Raw genomic sequence first — 18,058 nt, 5'->3', positions numbered from 1 at the left:
CTGCCTTTAACCCAACTGGCTTTTCTCTCACCAGTCATGGTTTCCGGCGTTAGTGCGAGGATATTGGGGGTTGCGTGTCTCAAAACTAGGACCATTGCGTGAGCGCCTGATTACGGTGTTTAAATACCAACTGGTGAGAATTTAGTTCGCGTCTTAGAGATTTTATGTTCTTGAAATGTTCTAGTGATACGCCACTTGATCCATCGGATCGTTGTCCTAGGGAGTAGACCGGAACCGAATGCGGAGGCCGCACTAAGCGGTTGTCAGCGCCAATTGAGAGCGGTGGAGGTCAGCTGAACCGGAATTGGCATCCTACGGCATTATTTGGGCGATCCGCGAGGCTAGAGTTTGGGCCAATCCAGGCCCTCCAACCCTCTCGATTTTACGGAGGAAGTGTGTTCTTAGAGCCCAGTCCCCCCGGCTGGAGTCGCGGAACTGGCGACTGCCTTCAACCCCTGAATGATGGGCCGACCTATGTTTGTAAAGAATTGCCGCATGTGCGCGAGCGAGCGTCTCGCGCTCTTTCTCGACTTGGGAGAGATGCCGCCGGCCGACCAGTTCCTGCACAAACACCAGCTGAGCGAGCACCGGGATGCGTACCCACTGCAGGTCGCGGTCTGCGAAGACTGCGGGCTGATCCAGCTCAACTATGTCGTGCCGCCCGAGATTCTCTACTGCGACGACTATCCCTATGAATCCTCAACCACCTCGGCCGGCCGCCGGCATTGGGGGGAGTTTGCTCGCACCACGACGCGCCTGCTCGGGCTAACCAAGGATGATCTGGTCGTCGATATCGGCAGCAACGTCGGCGTGCTCCTGCAGATGTTCAAGGGGGAGGGCACTAAGGTGCTCGGCGTCGACCCGGCCGCCAACATCGCGGAGATCGCCAACAAGAACGGCATCGAGACTGTCGCCGCGTTCTTCAACAGCGAAAGCGCCAAGAAGGTCGTTGCCAGCAAGGGGCAGGCCTCGGTCATTACCGGAACCAATGTCTTCGCTCATGTCGGCGATCTGCATGATTTGATGCAGGCCGTCTCTATCCTGCTCGCCGAGCGCGGCACCTTCATCATCGAGGCTCCTTATTTCCTCGAACTGCTGCACAGCCTCGAGTACGACACCATCTATCACGAGCACCTGTCCTATCTGTCGGTGAAGCCGCTGGTGCGGTTCTTCAAGCAGTTCGGCATGGAGATATTCGACGTGCAACTGCGCGACATCCATGGCGGTTCGATCCGCCTGTTCGTACGCAGGATCGGCGTCTCGTCCAGCCCGGTCGCTCCGATCGTCGAACAGATGCTGGCCAACGAAGAACGCGAGAAAATCTACGAGCTGGATACCTTGCGGAAGTTCGCGCAGGGCGTCGCCAACAACCGCCTGGCGCTTCGGGCGATGCTGACCGGCCTCAAGCAAAGCGGGAGCAAGATCGTCGCCGTGAGTGCGCCGGCAAAGGGAATGACTCTGCTGAATTATTGCGGACTGGGCGGCGATTTCCTCGACTTCGTCACCGAGAAGTCGAGGCTGAAGCTCGGCCGTTACACGCCGGGGATGAGCATTGAAGTCGTTTCGGACGATATGTTACTGAAGCACCAGCCTGATTATGCGCTTCTGCTGGCCTGGAATTTTGCCGAAGAAATCATGAACAATCTGAAGGAGTTTTCAGATCGGGGCGGCAAGTTCATCATCCCGATTCCGACGCCCAGGATCGTCGGCTGACATCTTTCCAACTAGTTCCTGCCAGGCAACTCAACTTGCCGTCGGCAGCAGGGAGTCATGAGATGAATTTAAAAAAGCTTCCGATTTCCTTTGCGGATACGCGCGGGGAAATCATCGACGTGCTGCAGCGGGAGCCCATCGAGTATGCGACCATCATTCACAGCCGGAAGGACGCGGTTCGCGCCAACCACTATCACAAGGAGACGTGGCAGTGGCTGTACGTGCTGTCGGGGAAGCTTCGCACCGTTTCGCAAATGCCGGACCAGGCGCCAGTCGAGGCGATCATGGGGCCTAACGATCTCATCCTCAGCGTTCCCCACGAGCGGCACGCTTTTGAGGCGCTGGAAGACACAACCTTTCTGGTGCTGACGCGCGGCCCGCGCGGCGGCGAGGAATACGAGAAGGACACCTTTCGTCTCGACATCCCCCTGATCGCACCGAGGTCGTAATGGAAGCGGCCCCGTTCATTCCAGTCTCCGAGCCCCTGATCGGAGACAACACGGCTCCCCTCGTCAACGAGTGCATCGAAACCGGATGGGTTTCTTCGGAAGGGCGTTTCATCCAGGAGTTCGAGCGGAAATTTTCGCAGTTTTGTGGCGCCGCGCACGGTGTGGCGGTCAGCAATGGCACCACAGCCCTTCAGGTCGCCATGAAGGCATTGAGTCTCGAGCCCGGCTCCGAGGTCGTCATGCCCTCCTACACCATCATCTCCTGCGCTATCGCGATCCTGGAAGCCGATTGCGTGCCGGTGCTGGTGGATTGCGATCCCGAAACCTGGTGCATGGATCTCGATCAGGTTGAAGCCGCGATCACGCCGCGGACGCGCGCGATCATGCCGGTGCACATGTTCGGGCATCCCGTCGACATGCGTCGCGTCATGAAGCTTGCCGCCAAGCACGATCTGCGCATCATCGAGGACGCCGCGGAGGCTCACGGTGCGGAAGTCGAGGGCCGTCGTGTCGGCAGTTTCGGCGACATGGCCTGCTACAGCTTCTACGCCAATAAGATCGTGACCACAGGCGAAGGCGGGATGGTCGTTACCAGCAGCGACCACTATGCCGGCCGGCTGCGCTCCCTGCGCAACCTTTGCTTCCGCCCGGAGCGACGGTTCTATCACACCGAAATCGGTCACAATTATCGCCTGACCAATCTGCAGGCTGCGATCGGCGTGGCTCAGGTCGACCGCGTCGAAGATCATATCCGGCGCAAGCGAAAGATGGCCGTCGCGTATTATGAACGGCTGTCCGATCTGGCGCAGATCAAGTTGCCGATCGAGCGGGAATGGGCAAAGAACGTCTACTGGATGTATTGCCTGATCCTCGCCGATGACGTTGGCTTTGACGCCGTCGAGTTCGCGAAGCGCCTGCGTGCAAAGGGGATCGACACGCGGCCGCTTTTCCTCGGCATGCACGAGCAACCGGTCCTGCGCGAACGAGGCCTTTTTGCCGGAAGCAGCAGCTATCCGGTGACGGAGCGGCTGGCGCGCCGCGGCCTGTATGTTCCCTCTGGACTTGGCTTGACCGAGGCGCAGATCGATCGCGTCAGTGCCGCGGTTCGTGAGGTTCTTTCGTGACAGGCGTCTTCAACGACTCGTATGCGGCGACCTATGACACTGTCTACGCCGAAAAGAACTACGCCGCCGAATGCGAGGCGGTGGAGAACTTAATCGCGAAATTCAGGCGCGGCGAGATCAGAAAATTGCTCGATCTTGGCTGCGGAACCGGCAAGCATGCCGTGATCTTCGCAGGCCATGGTTTCGACGTCACCGGCGTCGATCAATCCGAACCGATGGTGGCGCGCGCGCGCGATCGCGCATCGCACATGAAACTTGGCGCCAACCCGAAATTTTTTTCCGGCGATATCAGGAATTTCTCGGGCAAATCACCGTTCGATGCGGCCCTGATGAATTTCAATGTCATCGGTTATATGACCAGCAATGACGATGCGCTGGGCGCGCTCGGCGCGGCGCGGAAAAATCTGCGGCAGGACGGATTGCTGATCGCAGATTTCTGGTACGGGCCAGCCGTGGTCGTGGATCCGCCGGGTGAGAACACCCGAAGGTTCGAGTCTGGCGACGCGGTCGTCGTCAGGTCGTCTTCAGGCCTGCATCTGCCTGACAGCCAGCGCTGCGAAATCACGGTCAAGGTCACGCGCTCGCAAGATGACACGGTCCTTGAACAAGCAGAAGAGACCCATCAGGTTCGGTATTTTTTTCCGCTGGAGCTCGAACTGATGCTTCGGATCAGCGGATTCAAGCTGCTGGCGCTGACCGGTTTCCCGGACATCAATGCGCCCGCGAGTTGCCGTAAATGGGCTGCAGTGATGGTCGCGGTCGCGGTCTGATGCTTTTGCCGAGCAGGCCATTTAGGAAAGCGACCGGATCTCTGCTCGTCGACAGACTCGACTTACTCGTGCTTACGGTAGACCTCGAACGTCCGCTCTCCGACCGCGAAGCTGGCCGTGAGCGCGAAATGCTTAGCCACCACGTCGCCGAACGGAATGCCGTCGCGCACTGTCCCGACAAGCGTGTCGCCATAGTTCTTGCGGCGCTCGATCAGCAGCGTCTGGTAGTCCCGGGCCAGCGCTAGCCGCATGCTGGCCTCGCTCCAGAAGCCGGCTTCCCAGATCACCGCGTTGACCCTGTCGCGCTGGTCGTTCGTCAATCCGGTCTTGGGCTCGCGTAAGACCGTGGGCAGGTACAAGGATCGTGGCTCGATCACGCCGCCGGCCAGCCAAACCGCTTGTGCGACCTCGACCCGATCGCTCAGGACGAAAACGCGGCCTGTTGGAGGGAGGCACGGCCGCAACTGGCGCGAAATCTCCGTCGCCGCTGTCCGCAGTTTTTCAGTTTGCGGGCGCAACAGAGTGGGGAAGGAAGGAAAGACCTGCATCACTGCGGCTGCGATGCAGAGGCCGCCGAGCGCGACATAGACTAGGTGGCGATTGCGCCCAAGCCTGGATATCTCCCCAATCAAGGCCGCCGCGGCGAGCGCGCCAACTGGCAGAAAGTAGTTCGTGTAGGGAATAATGCAGTCGACGCAGTAAGACAGCGACAGCATGTAATGCAGGATGGCGGTGATCCAAAAATAAGCGAGGATCAGGTCGATCGGTTTCAGGCGACGGTCCTCACTCGAGCGCCTGGCTGAATAAATCCGCAGCCCGATCATCGCCAGCGTGATCACGGACACAACAAAATACGGCCGAAAAAAATATGAGTTGAAATAGACAGGGATTTCACGGAGCCGAACCACGGGGTCCAGCGGTGACACCGTAAGCGGCAGGAGGTTGGAGGTTGGGGCCGCCGGCACCCCCAGCGCCATTGCAATCTGCGCCAACCCCGGCGTGTCCAGAACGACATCCACCAAACCACTTCCGAATATCCAGAGTGTTGCCATGGATGCGGCGAGGAACGTCAGAAAGCCGATCGTGAAGCACTGCAGCTTGCGCCTGGGTTCGATCAGGAGGCTCCAGCCGGTCGGGATCATGGCAAACGGCAGCATGTCGGGCCGAGCGAACAACAACGCCCAAAGAATAACGCCGGCAACCGCATAGGCGATCCGTCGTGCGTTTGCAGCGAGCAGAATATGGATCATCGCCAGCGACAGACAACTCACCATCGCATAGGGCGTAGCGGTAGCAAAATAGGTCAGGGTTACGGGATACCCCACGACGAGGATGGCCGCGCCAACACCGGCAAGGCGAGTACGGCCGATCCGCGCGCCGGCCAGGTAAACTAGCACCAAGCATCCGATTGCGAACAGGAGCATCAGAGCGCGGCCGGGAAGATAACCGGTGCCGAACAAGCGCTCCATCGAACCGACGGAGTAGAATGGCAGCGGCATGTACCAAGTCGGATCCAGCGCAGAATAGGGTGCGATCTGACCGGTAAGGTACCAGTAGCCCTTCATCAGGTACTTGCCCTCGTCCATCCAGGTGTCGAGCGTAAGGGCATTGAATACGAGCTGGCCAATTGCAAACAGCAGACAAGCCAGCAGCATCCAGCGGGCGAGACGATTGTTGGCTTCTCCGACAATATCGACGGCCGGATGCGATGTTTGGTCGCGTGCCTGCATCGTCAAATCGTCGCAGCTGGAAGGTCGACAGTCGGTCTTAGGCGCGAGATCATGATGGATTCGATATTCCGTCCGTGGCAGATGGCGCAGGCACCGCGTCCCGAGCGTGTAAGCGATGCCATTCGAGAATACTTCCGATGACCGCAAGCAGGCAAGTGACGGCCACGACAAGGGTCGCAAGCGCCAGTGCATCGACCATTGAAACATCTTGCAGACGAAGCAGTGCCACCAGCGCACCTCCCGCAGTTACTTGGCCGACTGTGATCGGAATGAGCCCCGCAATGCTTACCAGTCCGGCGATCCAGCACCAATCGGCGAAGTCGATTTTGATGCCGATACCGACCGCCAGAACAATGAATGTCAGAACGTTGACGATGTGCACCAGCGCCCCGATCGATACGCCCATCACCACCCGCCACCACTGACTGACCGCCACATGCCATTGCCGAATAGCGTTCCGCAATTCCCTGGCGAGTGCGACCGAATAGCCGTTCGTCGAACCTTCGGTCCACGTCACAACGCGTTCGGCCCAACGGAAGACAGCGTCGTGACGCAGCGCAATCAAGGTCCCGATCAGCAAGACCAGGCTCGCCAGCGCAATGTGCTGAAGTCTCGGTGGGTAGTGACTGGAGGACATCCCAAAGCCGATCACCGAGACAGACAGCATCCCGATGAAGGATGTCAGCCGATCGGTGAGGACCGAGACCGCCGCACCGCTGACGTTACCCGAACCGCGGGAAATCAGGTAAATCTTGGCGGCTTCTCCGCTAGCCTGTCCGAGAAAGAAAAAGCTGTAGAACTGACCGATAAGGGCGGCCTTGAAAAGGTCCACCACCCTCAGCGCAGGGATAACAAGCTGCCATTTGACCGCATTCAAGCCGACGGCAAGCATGGATAGCACGAAGGCCGCTGCGTCGCAGGCAAAGCCCGAGCGAGCCACAACCGCATAAATTTCCCTGACATCGCTGAGCCAGACGACGAGCCCTATGGCGACCGGGATGATCACGAATTTCAGGATCGATAACAACCTTCGCATCAATGATCCGGGCCTTTGAGATGTTCCGCCGCGGCTTGAGGGCGCGCATCGAGCTTCAATCCGATCAGCGTTCGAGCCGCACCAGCAGCGTTCTTACGCGCCGCGTAATGAGGGCGATGATCGTGGCGGTAAGCAACAGCGCCACCAGCGGAAACCCAAGCGGTACGCCTGAGGACCCATCATTGAGCAGGGAGGCCCTGCCGGTCGCGCCAAGAAAGGAAAACAGGAATACCTGCGGGGCGCTGAAGACAAAGGTCGCGATCGAATAACTGACGATGTCGATCTTTGTCAGTCCGAACAGATAATTCTGCAATGCGCTGGGAACGGGTGCCCCGAGGCGCGAAAGAGCGATGATGCGCCAGCCCTCTTCGTCCACGGCCTGCGCGACAACCTTGAGCGTCGGCCTCGTCTCCAGCTTTCGACGGAACCAGTTTGCAGCGATGTATCGCGACGAACAGAACGCAAGGATCCCGCCGACGGTCCCGCTCAGCAGAATGATTGGAGCAGCTGCCATCCCGAACGCCACGCCCGCCACAATGATCAGCACGGTGCGAGGAAAGACTATGAAGGCGGTCAATAGAAATACCAGGCAAAGTGCCGCCGCGGAAACCGGCGTCAAACTACCAAAATGCTGAAGCCAATTGCTAAGCGCTTCCGTCATCAGACCAGTACTAGCCCGGATCCTTCGCGGCCCGTGATGGGTTGCTGGAGCGATTGCCGCCGATTTCGCAATAACCCGTGTATTCTCGCACCAACAGGGCTTATTGCAGCCTGACCTGAACCAGCCCCAAACGGAAACCGCAGTAATACGAGCGATCCTCTAGCAAATCAAAATAGCCCTGGCTATAGGCGCCTTCAGGACGATGGGCGGCAGGCTAAAACTAGGCAAATTTGCCTGAGACGCGAGCCTAGGGCCACTAGGTGATGCGTTCCGGCCACGGACGGCTGAGTCGCTATTCGGAGCCCCCGCGCGGTACTTCCCTCTGTGGTCAGATTAGGATAGGCCAAGTCCCTTGGGGGCGTCCCCGCAAGGGGAAATGTTCTTGACAGCCCGGGAGGCGCAGACGGCCTTCGGTCACCGCGATGCCTCGGCTTTCATTCTTTTGCAAAAAGCGAAAATGGATCTGCCAGGTATCCTGGTTCGCCAAACCAGATGCTTTCGATCTCGACTACCGTTCTGAGGGACAAAGATGACGAGCAATGTTGAGGTGTCCATCGAGCCACGGTTGAGCGTCGTCATCGCGGTCTTGAATGAGGAGAACAACCTCGCTGCGCTCATCGATGAGATCAACGGCGTCTGCGATGCGCGCGGCTGGGTGCGCGAGATCATTGTGGTCGACGACGGCTCGACCGACAACAGCGCGCGCGTTGCGGGATCGATGGCGAACGTCACGGTTTTCCGCTTTCGGCGTAATTTTGGGCAGACCGCCGCCTTCGACGCTGGCTGCCACGCCGCCCAGTACGAATACGTGATCACCATGGATGGCGACGGGCAGAACGACCCCGCCGACATTCCCAGTTTGATTGCGCATCTGGAGGCCAACAATCTGGACGTTGTCTCGGGCTGGCGCGTCCAACGGCAAGATACGTTTGGCAAGCGCTTCGTCTCGCGCGGCGCAAACCTGCTGCGCAAGGTGTTCCTCAACGACACTATTCACGACAGCGGTTGTTCGTTGAAGGTCTACCGGCGTGAGTGCTTCGACAACGTCCATCTGTACGGTGAAATGCACCGGTTCATCCCGGCGCTACTTGAAATGCGGGGGTTCTCCGTCGGAGAGTTGCCCGTCAATCACAGGCCGCGCCGGAGCGGGACGTCGAAATATAACGCGGTCCGGACCATCAAGGGCCTCGCCGATATCGTGCTGCTCTGGTTCTGGCGCAGCTATTCGGTCAGGCCGATCCATCTGCTCGGCGGCATCGGGGTTCTGTTCTTCCTCATCGCGGCGATTTTCGGCTTGCGCACGGTCTGGCTGTTCGTCACCGACAGGAAGTTGTCGAGCACGCTGGAGCCGCTGCTGACTGTCTTCAGCTTCATCGCGGGGCTGCTGTTCGTGTCGCTGGGAATCCTGACCGACATCCTGATCAAGATCTACTATGCGATATCCGCCGAGCGCTATTATTCGGTTCGCGAGATCGTCAAGAACGGCGCGATTATGAAGGTGACGGATGCCCCGAGCAAGCTGAGCGAAGTGCGTTCCGGGCGTGCGTCGACGGACGCCTTATGATTGCACCCGGCACACAATCAATCACCCGCGACGTGTCGCCGTTATCGGCTTCGTTGAACCAGGTCGGCATCAGCGCATTTCCGTTGTCTATGGGACGCGACACCGGACGCGGCCTAGAACGGGTGATTGCGGAGTTGGTCACAGGCCTTGATGCCATTGAGCAGCCTTACGTCTTCCACGATCGCGGCATGCTCCTCACCGAAGCCGCGGTGCTTAAGCAGGCGCCGAATTTCCTGTGGGATTTGCGCGGCGTCCAGCACGACGTCTGGTTCGGCGTCTATTCGGTGTCGTCGATCTTCACAATTCTGGCGCGCAAGCGCCCGGTCGTCACCGGGGTTTACGATCTCATTCCCTTTCTGGCGCGGGGTTACGACAATTTCCTGAAATACTCCATCAAGCGCCGCTGCATCGAATTCGCGTGCCGGCATAGCGACGGACTGATCGTGCCGTTTCCATCGACGGCCAAACAGGTGGTCGACATGTTCGGCGTGCCGGCGGATCGTATCGGCGTTATCCCGCTTGGCATCGACCACAGTAGATTCTGGTGTGATGCCGCGATTCCTAAGCGCAAATTCCGCATCGGGTTTTTGGGCGAAGCCAAGCGGGCGAAGGGTCTCGATGCCGCGATCCTCGCCTTTGGCGACATTGCCAGGCAGAATCCGGATGCGTTCCTCGCAATCGCAAGCGGCGGCAATGAACTGGAGGAGATGAAGGATCTTGCGCGCAAGAACATTCCGCCGGATCGATATGAATTTGTCGGCTTCGTGCCCGAGGAGAACATAAGGCAGTTCTATTCTGAGTTGGATCTGTTCTTGTTTCCCTCCAGGTATGGATTCGGCCTGAGTGCGGTCGAGGCCATGGCCTGCGGAACGCCGGCAATTACCGGTCGTACGCTTGATTCGACGGAATTCTTTACCCACGAACTATCGTTAGTCGATCCTGACTCGCCCTCGGAACTCGCCGATCGTATCTCGCTGCTTCTAAATGACCGCGAGCGCTACGCCGAGCTGCGGCAATGGGGGCTGCAGCAGGTCCAATCGTTGTCGTGGACTCGCATGGCAGAAAAGTACGTGGAGTTCTGGAAGGAGATCCGCTCCCGATACACATCCCGACTTTAGCGTTCCGGCGGAAACTAACCGGCGGCCGCGCATGCGGTAGTTTGCGCGTCAGGAATTTTCGGCACCTCTAAGGTTTAGCATCATTGTCATCAACAAATTCAGTGTCGCCTAAAACAAAATCGAACGATGTTTTGCGAATACTTGCCACGGTGGGGCTCCTCGCCGCGACGCTGGTGTCGATTGCCACCTATTTTTGGGGCCTCTCCCAATACCCAACTGCAGATCAGACCTCGACTTTGAAGCGGCTCGGTGCATTTCTCGCCGACGTGAGATCCATTCAGTTGAGCGATGGATCTCTTATCTCCAATCTTCTGATTGCCTACCCAGGAGAGTGGCTGAACTCGATCCTGAGCCGTTTGTATCAGCTCAACGATCTGATCGTCTGGGACATTCACTACACGCCAATCTTGCCGTTTGCGTTTTTCCAGGTCGTCGTTGCACTGGTCTTGATGGCTTATCTGGCCTCGCTCGTCGTGAGGTTGGCCGGCGCGTCCACCTGGAGCTCAAACGCTTTTCTGTTCACGCTGCTCGTCGTCATGAACTTTCCGATGCTCAAGGGCATCGCAAAGGTTCTCAAATACGACATTCTGTCTACGTTATTTGCCGCCATCGCCATCCTTCACTACGTCGGATATCGCGCATTTGGGCGCAATGGCGTGGCCGTGATCGCGATATTTTGCGGCCTCGCCTATCTGGAGAAAGACACCTCGCTCTCGATCACGATCCTGATTTGCTGGCTCGAGCTGATGTTGATACCGCTCTTGGTGCCGGCGCCGCGCGAGGCGGCGGCCGCGGCGGGACGATTTTTGGTGATCTTCGGCCTGACCGTTTTAGGAACGTGCGTGTTGCTGGTGCCAAAGATCTGGCTCAATCCGCTCCAGATGCGCTCAATCTTCGCCAGCGTGCCGCTATATTTCGTCAATATCAAGCCGTCCATCGCGCTGCTGCCGTTCGTGGCCCTGTTGCTGATTTACCTGGGGCTGCCGGCAATCCGTAAGCGATGGCCGGCGCTAGTGCCGTCCAAGATGCCGGCGCAAGTCGCCACGATATTCTTTTTAATCATTTCGCTGACTGTCGTGGCACTTGGCGTGTCGGCAATATTGTTCCAGCAGAATGTTCTGTTTGATCCGACAATCGTCGGCAACGACATCGATGTTGAAGCGCTTCGCGCGCAATCGATCTACGTGGCCAGGCCGATTGCCTACAGCGCCATCACGACGATGGATCACAGCGCCATGCTTCAGCATCTCAAGGAATTCTGGAGCATGGCGCGAGTCATCTTCTATACTTTGCCAGAGATCACCCTGGTGATGATCGTCGCCGCCGCGCCATTGTTCCTGTTTTTGGCGCGAAGAAATCGGTCCGTGCTTGATCTTCACATGATACCGCTAATCCTGGTTTTGTTCTTCCCGGTCGCGATGCTGAGCGCGTTTAGCTTCGCGGACCTGCCGTTCGAGCCGAAATACCTCGTTTTGGTAAGCCTGCTACTGACGATTTTCGGCGTCTATCCAATGTTGGTATGGTTCGAGAACATCAACACCGCGACCACCGCTGCGGTACAGACAACTGTCGCCGCTCTGATGGTGCTGGTCGCACTGTCGGCAGCGCCGTCATATTTGCGATACAAGAACGTGGTGCGGGACCGGGCGCTGGACAATGCCGCTGCGCTAGACATGAATCGCTACATCTGGTGGACGTGGCCTGGCTGGGGTGAGACCGCTTACCCAATGAGCCGGTACGTCGAACAGAACGTTACGACCAAGCCTGTGACGGTCGCGTTCGATTACTGGGCGCCGTTCTATCGCGCACCGGGACTGATCTGGCTGGAAGCTGATTTTGCGAAATGCCAGTCGATGGATGATCTGAAGAAGCGATTGCAGGAAATGGAGGAGCGGTCCGTCGACTTTCAGATCATTAGCAAGAACATGAGCAACAGGCAGTGGTGCTTGAATACCATCCTCGGCAGGATAAAGGATAAGGCAGTGTTCGTCGATAGTCAGCAGGGTTTCGAGTACGGCTGGCTATTCCGATTCGGCGATGTCCTTGAGGCGTTTCCTCACTAGGTTCTTAGAAAAATGCCGGACTTTGTCCGCTTCGGAATGATGGCTTGCTGCTTCTCGCAAGGGCGGCGCTAGCCAACCAAATGCTGCAGCGACAATCCATACCGTTGGGCCTCGGAACACACCAAGTCGCCGTTCGCGACGATCTCCGCGAAGATGCGCGCCTTATCTCCTTATCTCGTCGCTCCAATTTCGCTGACGGCGGGTCTCGGTGAAGACCTCAACCCGCCGCACCGGCTCGGTAACAGCGTTATGCATTGTGTCCATTCTAAGCTAACGGTCCGAAGAGACCGCAGACTCACAGAACACTCCGCCATCTGGTAGAGCGCTGAACAGCGCTTACTAGGTAACCATCAGCCAATCATCGAAATGAGGAACCCGCTTCGCGGCGCCGCTGCCCAGATCGCGACGCTCGCCGCGCCTCACATCCACGTTAGCTGGGAGCGGCGGATCGGGGCGGCTGGATCAACGATTCCGCAGCGCGAAAGGTCATCTGCGGCCGCACACGTGCAAACTAGTCAATCACCCCCGCAGAGTGGCGCACACTTCGTTCATGGTGCATCAACCGATTTCTTTGACTTCGAAAAGCCGAAGGCAACCCAACCGCACGTCATCCCTTGCCAAATATTCTTCGGCAGCCGAGAGAAGATCGTTCACAGCCACAGCATTGTGGCCCTCAGCATTGGTACTAAGTACCAAATGAGTCTCCACCACCAAAACTCTCTTTAGCCGCCAGCTGTCAGTTCTTTAGCTTCCCAAGCAACCCTAGCGTGCGGATGATTGAAGCCCATCAGCAATTGTCCCAACGTTCTCGAGCAAATCCCATGAGCACGCGGTCAGCCAGAATGGATTAAACGTCAGCTCCTAACAGTGCAGTTACCCTATCGCGCGCGAGTCAAGTACCGGCCTAAGCCCGTGACCCACCAGGAGCGCAGACATCGCGGCCATATTTGCTTGTCGTAAATCGTATCGAGTAGCGCTCGTCCCTTTCGACACTTCGTGAGCTGAGTATCTATCCTAGGACCTCTCATGTCAGCAACTGCAGAGAAGCATTTTGCGACATTCCTAATCCAACCAAGCTCACCCGTTAACTAGAATGTCTTTCCCGGTAGACAGCCTGCTACGCAGGGCTCAGGATTAGAAGACTGGTCGTTGAGCCTTTGAACAGGTACATACGTCTGCCGTTCGCACTCCTCTACTATGACCGGGAGTCTCGAGCCTTTGTATTTATCGCCGTCGAAGAAGACGGCGTATGGCGATTGCTGCTTACCAGAGGATGAAGCCACCTCTCTAATACAGACCATGGATGATCCTGGGCCGTGATTAGTCTTGCGCACAGTGGACACTTCGAGCGGACCTGTAAAATGCGCACTATTGGCTGCTTGTGTTACTCCTATCCGCAGCGCATGGTCCGTCACTGGATTTTCCGGAGGAGCCGCAGGAGGCGCAACTGAACTGTCTGTCCAGACCGAGCAGGCGGACAGAAGAAGACATAGCAAGGGAAAGTAACGCATGGGATCAGTCATTGCCCTAAACAAATAAGCGCAGCCATCGCTTGGGACAAGCGCGCCGCAAGCGTCCGCTAATCTGGTTAGGGATATCCGCGCCATCGGCGTGTGTCACTCAATGGATTGAAGGACCACGATTGCCGCATATGAGAGCACTCAAGGATTTGCTCGATAGGAAGCCCCGCCAATGTGATCCGGTCCGTCCAAGAGCAATATCCATTACGATGCCATTACTCAACTATAACGCCGTTGCGGGTAGCTTCCGACGGAACCTCGGCGGAGGCTGCGAGTCCTGGGATGCTTTTCCATTTCTGGCGCCTTGCACCGGGGTCGCGGCGCTCGGCGCGATGAGATTGGTGATGGGGAGGCGTGGTGGATGCAGCCGGTACGTGGCTAGCGCCGGCGTTGCGCTTCGTACGGGTCACGTGCGCCTGGATCAGTCACCCGATAGACGCTCCCATTCGTGTTCGGGTCGGAGTTGTCGGATGCTGAGAATACAAGGACCGGCGGATCGTTGCCTGTCTGAAGGAAAATATATCGGCCACCGCCCAATGCAGAGACTTCGGCTTCTGGGATGTGCGGCGGCCCGAGCGCCAGACCATTCTCAGTCAATGCCAGCGTCGCGCGGCGTAGGTCGTTCGGGATGTCTCCTTTTGCTCCCGCAATCTTATGGTAAGATAAATAAGCGTTGGGGCCAATCTTGGTGAAAGGTCTGTGTAGCACGTCGGCATCACCTGATGGTTTGTACGTTGCATCAAGGTGAAACGCGATTGGAAGGTACGCCGCGGTCACTACGAATGCCACTATGATAGGTCTCATACCGGTTGTATCCCCGCTAGGACTGTCAGGTTGTGCAGAGCTATACCGTCTGGTCGTTGTTGTCTATTTTCTCTGCGGGTCTGAAGTGTTCTCAGGCAAGCGATCGATCTGATGCGACTTCCGAGTGCATCAGCTACTTTGCAGGCGTGAGGTCGCTCAACGGCGTGCGGCCTGGTCGACTTCGTTCAAGGCCTGCCGATAGCGAGCAAGTGCAATGTCTTCGCGATATTTCTCGGCGATGCCGGCCGCACGAACGCCCTTGTCCTTCGTGGCCTGACGGTCGCCGGCCGCACGGCGAATGGTGCGCGCAAGCTCGGCTGGAGTTTCGGGAGGAACTACCCATCCAATTGCCGCTTCTACAACCACGAGCGCGCCTTCGGAACTGGCTTCGGAGGTGATGATGACGGGTCGCCCGATCGCCAGGATGTTATAAAGGCGGCTAGGGACCGATACGCCAGCGACGTGCCGACGATAAGGAATAACCCAAAGATCGGCCGCAGACAGAAATTCTAAGAGTTCATCTTCGGGAACGGGTTTCAGGATCGTGACATTCTGGAGTCGGTCCTTGGCGTAGAGGTCGTCGAGCGTGGCCCAGCCAACGCCCCATCCGGACAGGATGAAATGAATCTCCTTCTGGTCTTGCAAAAGGCGGGCCGCTTCGAAGACCGTGACGGGATCGTGTGTGAAGCCGAGATTTCCGGAGAGGCCGACGATAAATCTGGACGAATCCGGCGCACGGAAGCGGCTGGCCGGGTCTATCTCTCGATAGCCAATGGGGAGCAGCGCCCAGTTCGGAATGTAGCGAAGCTGCTCGGGGGTGACACCGCGATATTTTTCGATCAGCGGCGGCACGTCGCGCCCGATCACGACGATCGCATCAAGGCGCCGGAACAAGAGCATATTGGCAAAGTGAATGAGGCGGACCGCGAGCGAGTTCGAGTGGACTATGCCGGCCGCCTCGAGCGCTTCCGGGTAGAGATCGTATATCAAAAGCATTGTCTTTGCTCCGCGCAATCTGGCGGCGAGGAGCACAGTGTAAGGCAGAGTGAACGGCGTAGTGACGCAGAACACGATGTCTCCCGACCTTGCCCGCCGCAGGACTGAGAAGAACATCTGCGTTGCAAGAAGACATATCGCTGCCGCCCGCTGGACGATCGCTGACTTGCGAGGATTCCAGTTCTTGATTTCAACGACCTCGGGCTTGCCGGTTTGGCCGATCGCGCGCGAGCCCGGCGTTGCCGAGATCACGACGACCTGGCGATCCCTGGCGAGGCTCTCGGCGATCCTTCCGATATAGACTGCCGTTGTGGTCGTGTCAGGCGGATAGAACTGTGCCGCGACGATCAGTTTTGAGGAAGTGGTCATATGCAACGTGATCCTCGGCGGTCAGTCGTGCGGCTTATGGCCGTTTGTCTGGCTTTCCGCCCGATACGCCTCGTAGACGCGCTTCAAGCCATTCTCGAGCGAAGTCGTCGTGTGCCATCCGAGCTCGTCGAGCCTGCTGACGTCGAGCAGCTTGCGCGGCGTGCCGTCGGGGCGCGAGGTGTCGAAACTGATCCCGCCGCGATAGCCGACGATTTTGGCGACGACGCGGGCGAACTCGGCGATGGTGATGTCCTCGCCGGTGCCGATGTTGACCAGATCCGCGCCGGAATAGGTCTTCATCAGATGCACGCAGGCATCCGCCATGTCGTCGACATAGAGGAACTCGCGCCGCGGCGTGCCGGTGCCCCAGACGGCGACGCTCTTGGCGCCCGCCAGCTTCGCCTCATGGAAGCGGCGGATAAGCGCGGCGACGACGTGGCTCAGCTCGGGATGGTAGTTATCCCCCGGGCCGTAGAGATTGGTCGGCATTACGCTGATGAAGTCGCTGCCATACTGACTGCGATAGGCCTCCGCCATCTTGATGCCGGCGATCTTGGCGATCGCATAGGGCTCGTTGGTCGGCTCCAGCGGGCCTGTCAGCATCGAGTCCTCGCGCAAGGGCTGCGGCGCTAGCTTCGGATAGATGCAGGACGATCCCAGAAACATCAGCTTCTCGGCGCCGTTTTGGTGCGCCGCCTGGATCACGTTCGCCGTGATCGCGATGTTGTCATAGATGAACTCGGCGCGCAGCGTGTTGTTGGCGACGATACCGCCAACCTTGGCCGCAGCCATGAAGATCACTCGCGGTCGCACCTTTGCGAACCAGTCGAACACTTGGGCCTGGTTGCGGAGATCGACTTCACGGCGGTCGACGGTGACAAGCTTGACTTCTTCCCGCGCCAGCCGGCGAACGATCGCGCTGCCGACCATGCCGCGATGGCCAGCGACGTAGACGCTTTTGCCCCTCAGCTCAAACGGTACGCTTGCCATTTGCGACATCCCGCTTGGCCTCAGCTAGATCGCTTGCCATCATCTCTTCGACGAGTTGCGCAAAGGACCGCTTCGGCTTCCAGCCCAGCACCTGACGCGCCTTGCTGGAATCGCCGATCAGCAGATCGACCTCGGTCGGCCGGAAATAAGTCGGGTCGATCTTCACCAAAGTCTTGCCGCTCTTGGCATCGACACCGATTTCGTCCACGCCGGCGCCGCGCCATTCGATGCTGCGGCCGACATGCGCGAAGGAGAGCTCGATCAGTTCGCGCACCGAGCGCGTCTCACCGGTGGCAAGCACGAAATCATCGGGCTTTTCGGCCTGCAGGATCATGTGCATGCCCTCGACGTAGTCCTTGGCATGACCCCAGTCTCGCTTGGCCTCGAGATTGCCGAGATAGAGCGTCTCCTCCAGCCCTACCTCGATCCGCGCCACGCCGCGGGTGATCTTGCGGGTGACGAATGTCTCGCCGCGGATCGGGCTCTCATGGTTGAACAGGATGCCGTTAGTGGCAAACATGCCGTAGGCTTCGCGGTAGTTCACCGTGATCCAGTAACCGTAGAGCTTGGCGACGCCGTAAGGCGAGCGCGGATAGAACGGTGTGGTCTCCTTCTGCGGGATCTCCTGCACGAGGCCGTAAAGCTCCGACGTCGAGGCCTGGTAGAACCGCGCCTCCTTCTCCATACCGAGGATGCGGATCGCCTCCAGTAGGCGCAGCACGCCGATGGCATCGGCGTTGGCGGTGTATTCCGGGCTCTCGAAGCTGACGGCGACGTGGCTCTGGGCGGCGAGATTGTAGATCTCGGTCGGCCGAATCTGCTGCACTAGGCGGATCAGATTGGTCGAATCCGTCATGTCGCCATAATGCATTAGGAACGGCACGTTTCCGACATGCGGGTCCTGGTAGAGATGATCGACCCGCGCGGTGTTGAACGAGGACGAACGCCGCTTGATCCCGTGCACGACATAGCCGAGCGAAAGCAGGTATTCGGCGAGGTAGGCGCCGTCCTGCCCGGTAATACCCGTGATCAGAGCAATCCGTTGTCCGGCATCTTTGACATTCATAGCTTTACCGAAGTGTCGCCCTTTTTGTAAACTGCAGTGTGCGCATCCACTCTGTGCGTCCTTACCCTCGGCTCCAGAGGAGCGC

At 58.3% G+C, this 18,058-nt stretch carries 14 protein-coding genes; 7 read left to right on the top strand and 7 right to left on the bottom strand.

What is annotated here, in order from left to right:
• Positions 1-495 precede the first annotated feature (495 nt).
• The 4 genes from IVA75_RS15295 to IVA75_RS15280 all read left to right on the top strand — a co-directional run bounded on the left by IVA75_RS15295 (position 496) and on the right by IVA75_RS15280 (position 4,056).
• Positions 496-1,713 (top strand): class I SAM-dependent methyltransferase, encoded by a 1,218-nt coding sequence (locus IVA75_RS15295; protein WP_247290263.1) that lies wholly within the window; start codon positions 496-498, stop codon positions 1,711-1,713.
• A gap of 62 nt (positions 1,714-1,775) precedes the next feature.
• Entirely contained in the window at positions 1,776-2,162 is a 387-nt protein-coding gene (locus tag IVA75_RS15290; RefSeq protein WP_247290261.1) for a cupin domain-containing protein, read from the top strand.
• Complete coding sequence (locus tag IVA75_RS15285) at positions 2,162-3,286, top strand: DegT/DnrJ/EryC1/StrS family aminotransferase (RefSeq protein WP_247290259.1); 1,125 nt, start codon at positions 2,162-2,164, stop codon at positions 3,284-3,286. Before IVA75_RS15290 ends, IVA75_RS15285 begins: the two co-directional genes overlap by 1 nt.
• On the top strand, positions 3,283-4,056 hold the full coding sequence (locus tag IVA75_RS15280) for a class I SAM-dependent methyltransferase (protein ID WP_247818910.1): 774 nt from the start codon (positions 3,283-3,285) through the stop codon (positions 4,054-4,056). The genes IVA75_RS15285 and IVA75_RS15280 overlap by 4 nt, the downstream gene beginning before the upstream one ends.
• A 62-nt stretch (positions 4,057-4,118) precedes the next feature.
• Here the strand turns inward: IVA75_RS15280 and IVA75_RS15275 are convergent, their stop codons facing one another.
• From IVA75_RS15275 to IVA75_RS15265, 3 genes are all read right to left on the bottom strand, one after another.
• Positions 4,119-5,786: a hypothetical protein gene (locus IVA75_RS15275; protein WP_247290257.1), complete on the bottom strand. Its 1,668-nt coding sequence runs from the start codon at positions 5,784-5,786 to the stop codon at positions 4,119-4,121.
• A 49-nt stretch (positions 5,787-5,835) separates the two neighbouring features.
• A complete protein-coding gene (locus tag IVA75_RS15270; RefSeq protein ID WP_247290256.1) occupies positions 5,836-6,822 on the bottom strand; it encodes a lysylphosphatidylglycerol synthase transmembrane domain-containing protein in 987 nt (328 codons plus the stop codon).
• 64 nt (positions 6,823-6,886) lie between these two features.
• Positions 6,887-7,483 carry a VTT domain-containing protein gene (locus tag IVA75_RS15265; RefSeq protein ID WP_247290255.1) on the bottom strand — a complete coding sequence of 199 codons (597 nt, stop codon included), beginning with the start codon at positions 7,481-7,483 and terminating at the stop codon, positions 6,887-6,889.
• Between the two features lie 529 nt (positions 7,484-8,012).
• Between IVA75_RS15265 and IVA75_RS15260 the strand changes: the two genes are divergently transcribed.
• The 3 genes from IVA75_RS15260 (at position 8,013) to IVA75_RS15250 (ending at position 12,228) form a co-directional block, all read left to right on the top strand.
• Positions 8,013-9,047 (top strand): glycosyltransferase family 2 protein, encoded by a 1,035-nt coding sequence (locus tag IVA75_RS15260; RefSeq protein ID WP_247290253.1) that lies wholly within the window; start codon positions 8,013-8,015, stop codon positions 9,045-9,047.
• Positions 9,044-10,165, top strand: coding sequence for a glycosyltransferase family 4 protein (locus IVA75_RS15255; RefSeq protein ID WP_247290250.1), 1,122 nt, complete (start codon positions 9,044-9,046; stop codon positions 10,163-10,165). Before IVA75_RS15260 ends, IVA75_RS15255 begins: the two co-directional genes overlap by 4 nt.
• A gap of 83 nt (positions 10,166-10,248) precedes the next feature.
• Positions 10,249-12,228: a hypothetical protein gene (locus tag IVA75_RS15250; RefSeq protein WP_247290248.1), complete on the top strand. Its 1,980-nt coding sequence runs from the start codon at positions 10,249-10,251 to the stop codon at positions 12,226-12,228.
• A 1,898-nt stretch (positions 12,229-14,126) separates the two neighbouring features.
• Here IVA75_RS15250 and IVA75_RS15245 read toward each other — a convergent pair.
• From IVA75_RS15245 to gmd, 4 genes are all read right to left on the bottom strand, one after another.
• Positions 14,127-14,537 carry a hypothetical protein gene (locus IVA75_RS15245; protein WP_247290246.1) on the bottom strand — a complete coding sequence of 137 codons (411 nt, stop codon included), beginning with the start codon at positions 14,535-14,537 and terminating at the stop codon, positions 14,127-14,129.
• Between the two features lie 171 nt (positions 14,538-14,708).
• Positions 14,709-15,917, bottom strand: a complete 1,209-nt coding sequence (locus tag IVA75_RS15240) for a glycosyltransferase family 4 protein (protein ID WP_247290243.1) — start codon at positions 15,915-15,917, stop codon at positions 14,709-14,711.
• 21 nt (positions 15,918-15,938) lie between these two features.
• Positions 15,939-16,907: a GDP-L-fucose synthase gene (locus tag IVA75_RS15235; RefSeq protein ID WP_275993263.1), complete on the bottom strand. Its 969-nt coding sequence runs from the start codon at positions 16,905-16,907 to the stop codon at positions 15,939-15,941.
• Complete coding sequence (gmd, locus tag IVA75_RS15230; RefSeq protein WP_247290242.1) at positions 16,888-17,973, bottom strand: GDP-mannose 4,6-dehydratase; 1,086 nt, start codon at positions 17,971-17,973, stop codon at positions 16,888-16,890. Before gmd ends, IVA75_RS15235 begins: the two co-directional genes overlap by 20 nt.
• Positions 17,974-18,058: the final 85 nt, after the last annotated feature.

This window comes from Bradyrhizobium sp. 134, from assembly GCF_023074155.1.
Taxonomy (GTDB): Bacteria; Pseudomonadota; Alphaproteobacteria; order Rhizobiales; family Xanthobacteraceae; genus Bradyrhizobium.
The sequence above is the reverse complement of the archived record's forward strand: the minus strand, read 5'-3'. Positions and strand labels throughout refer to the sequence as shown.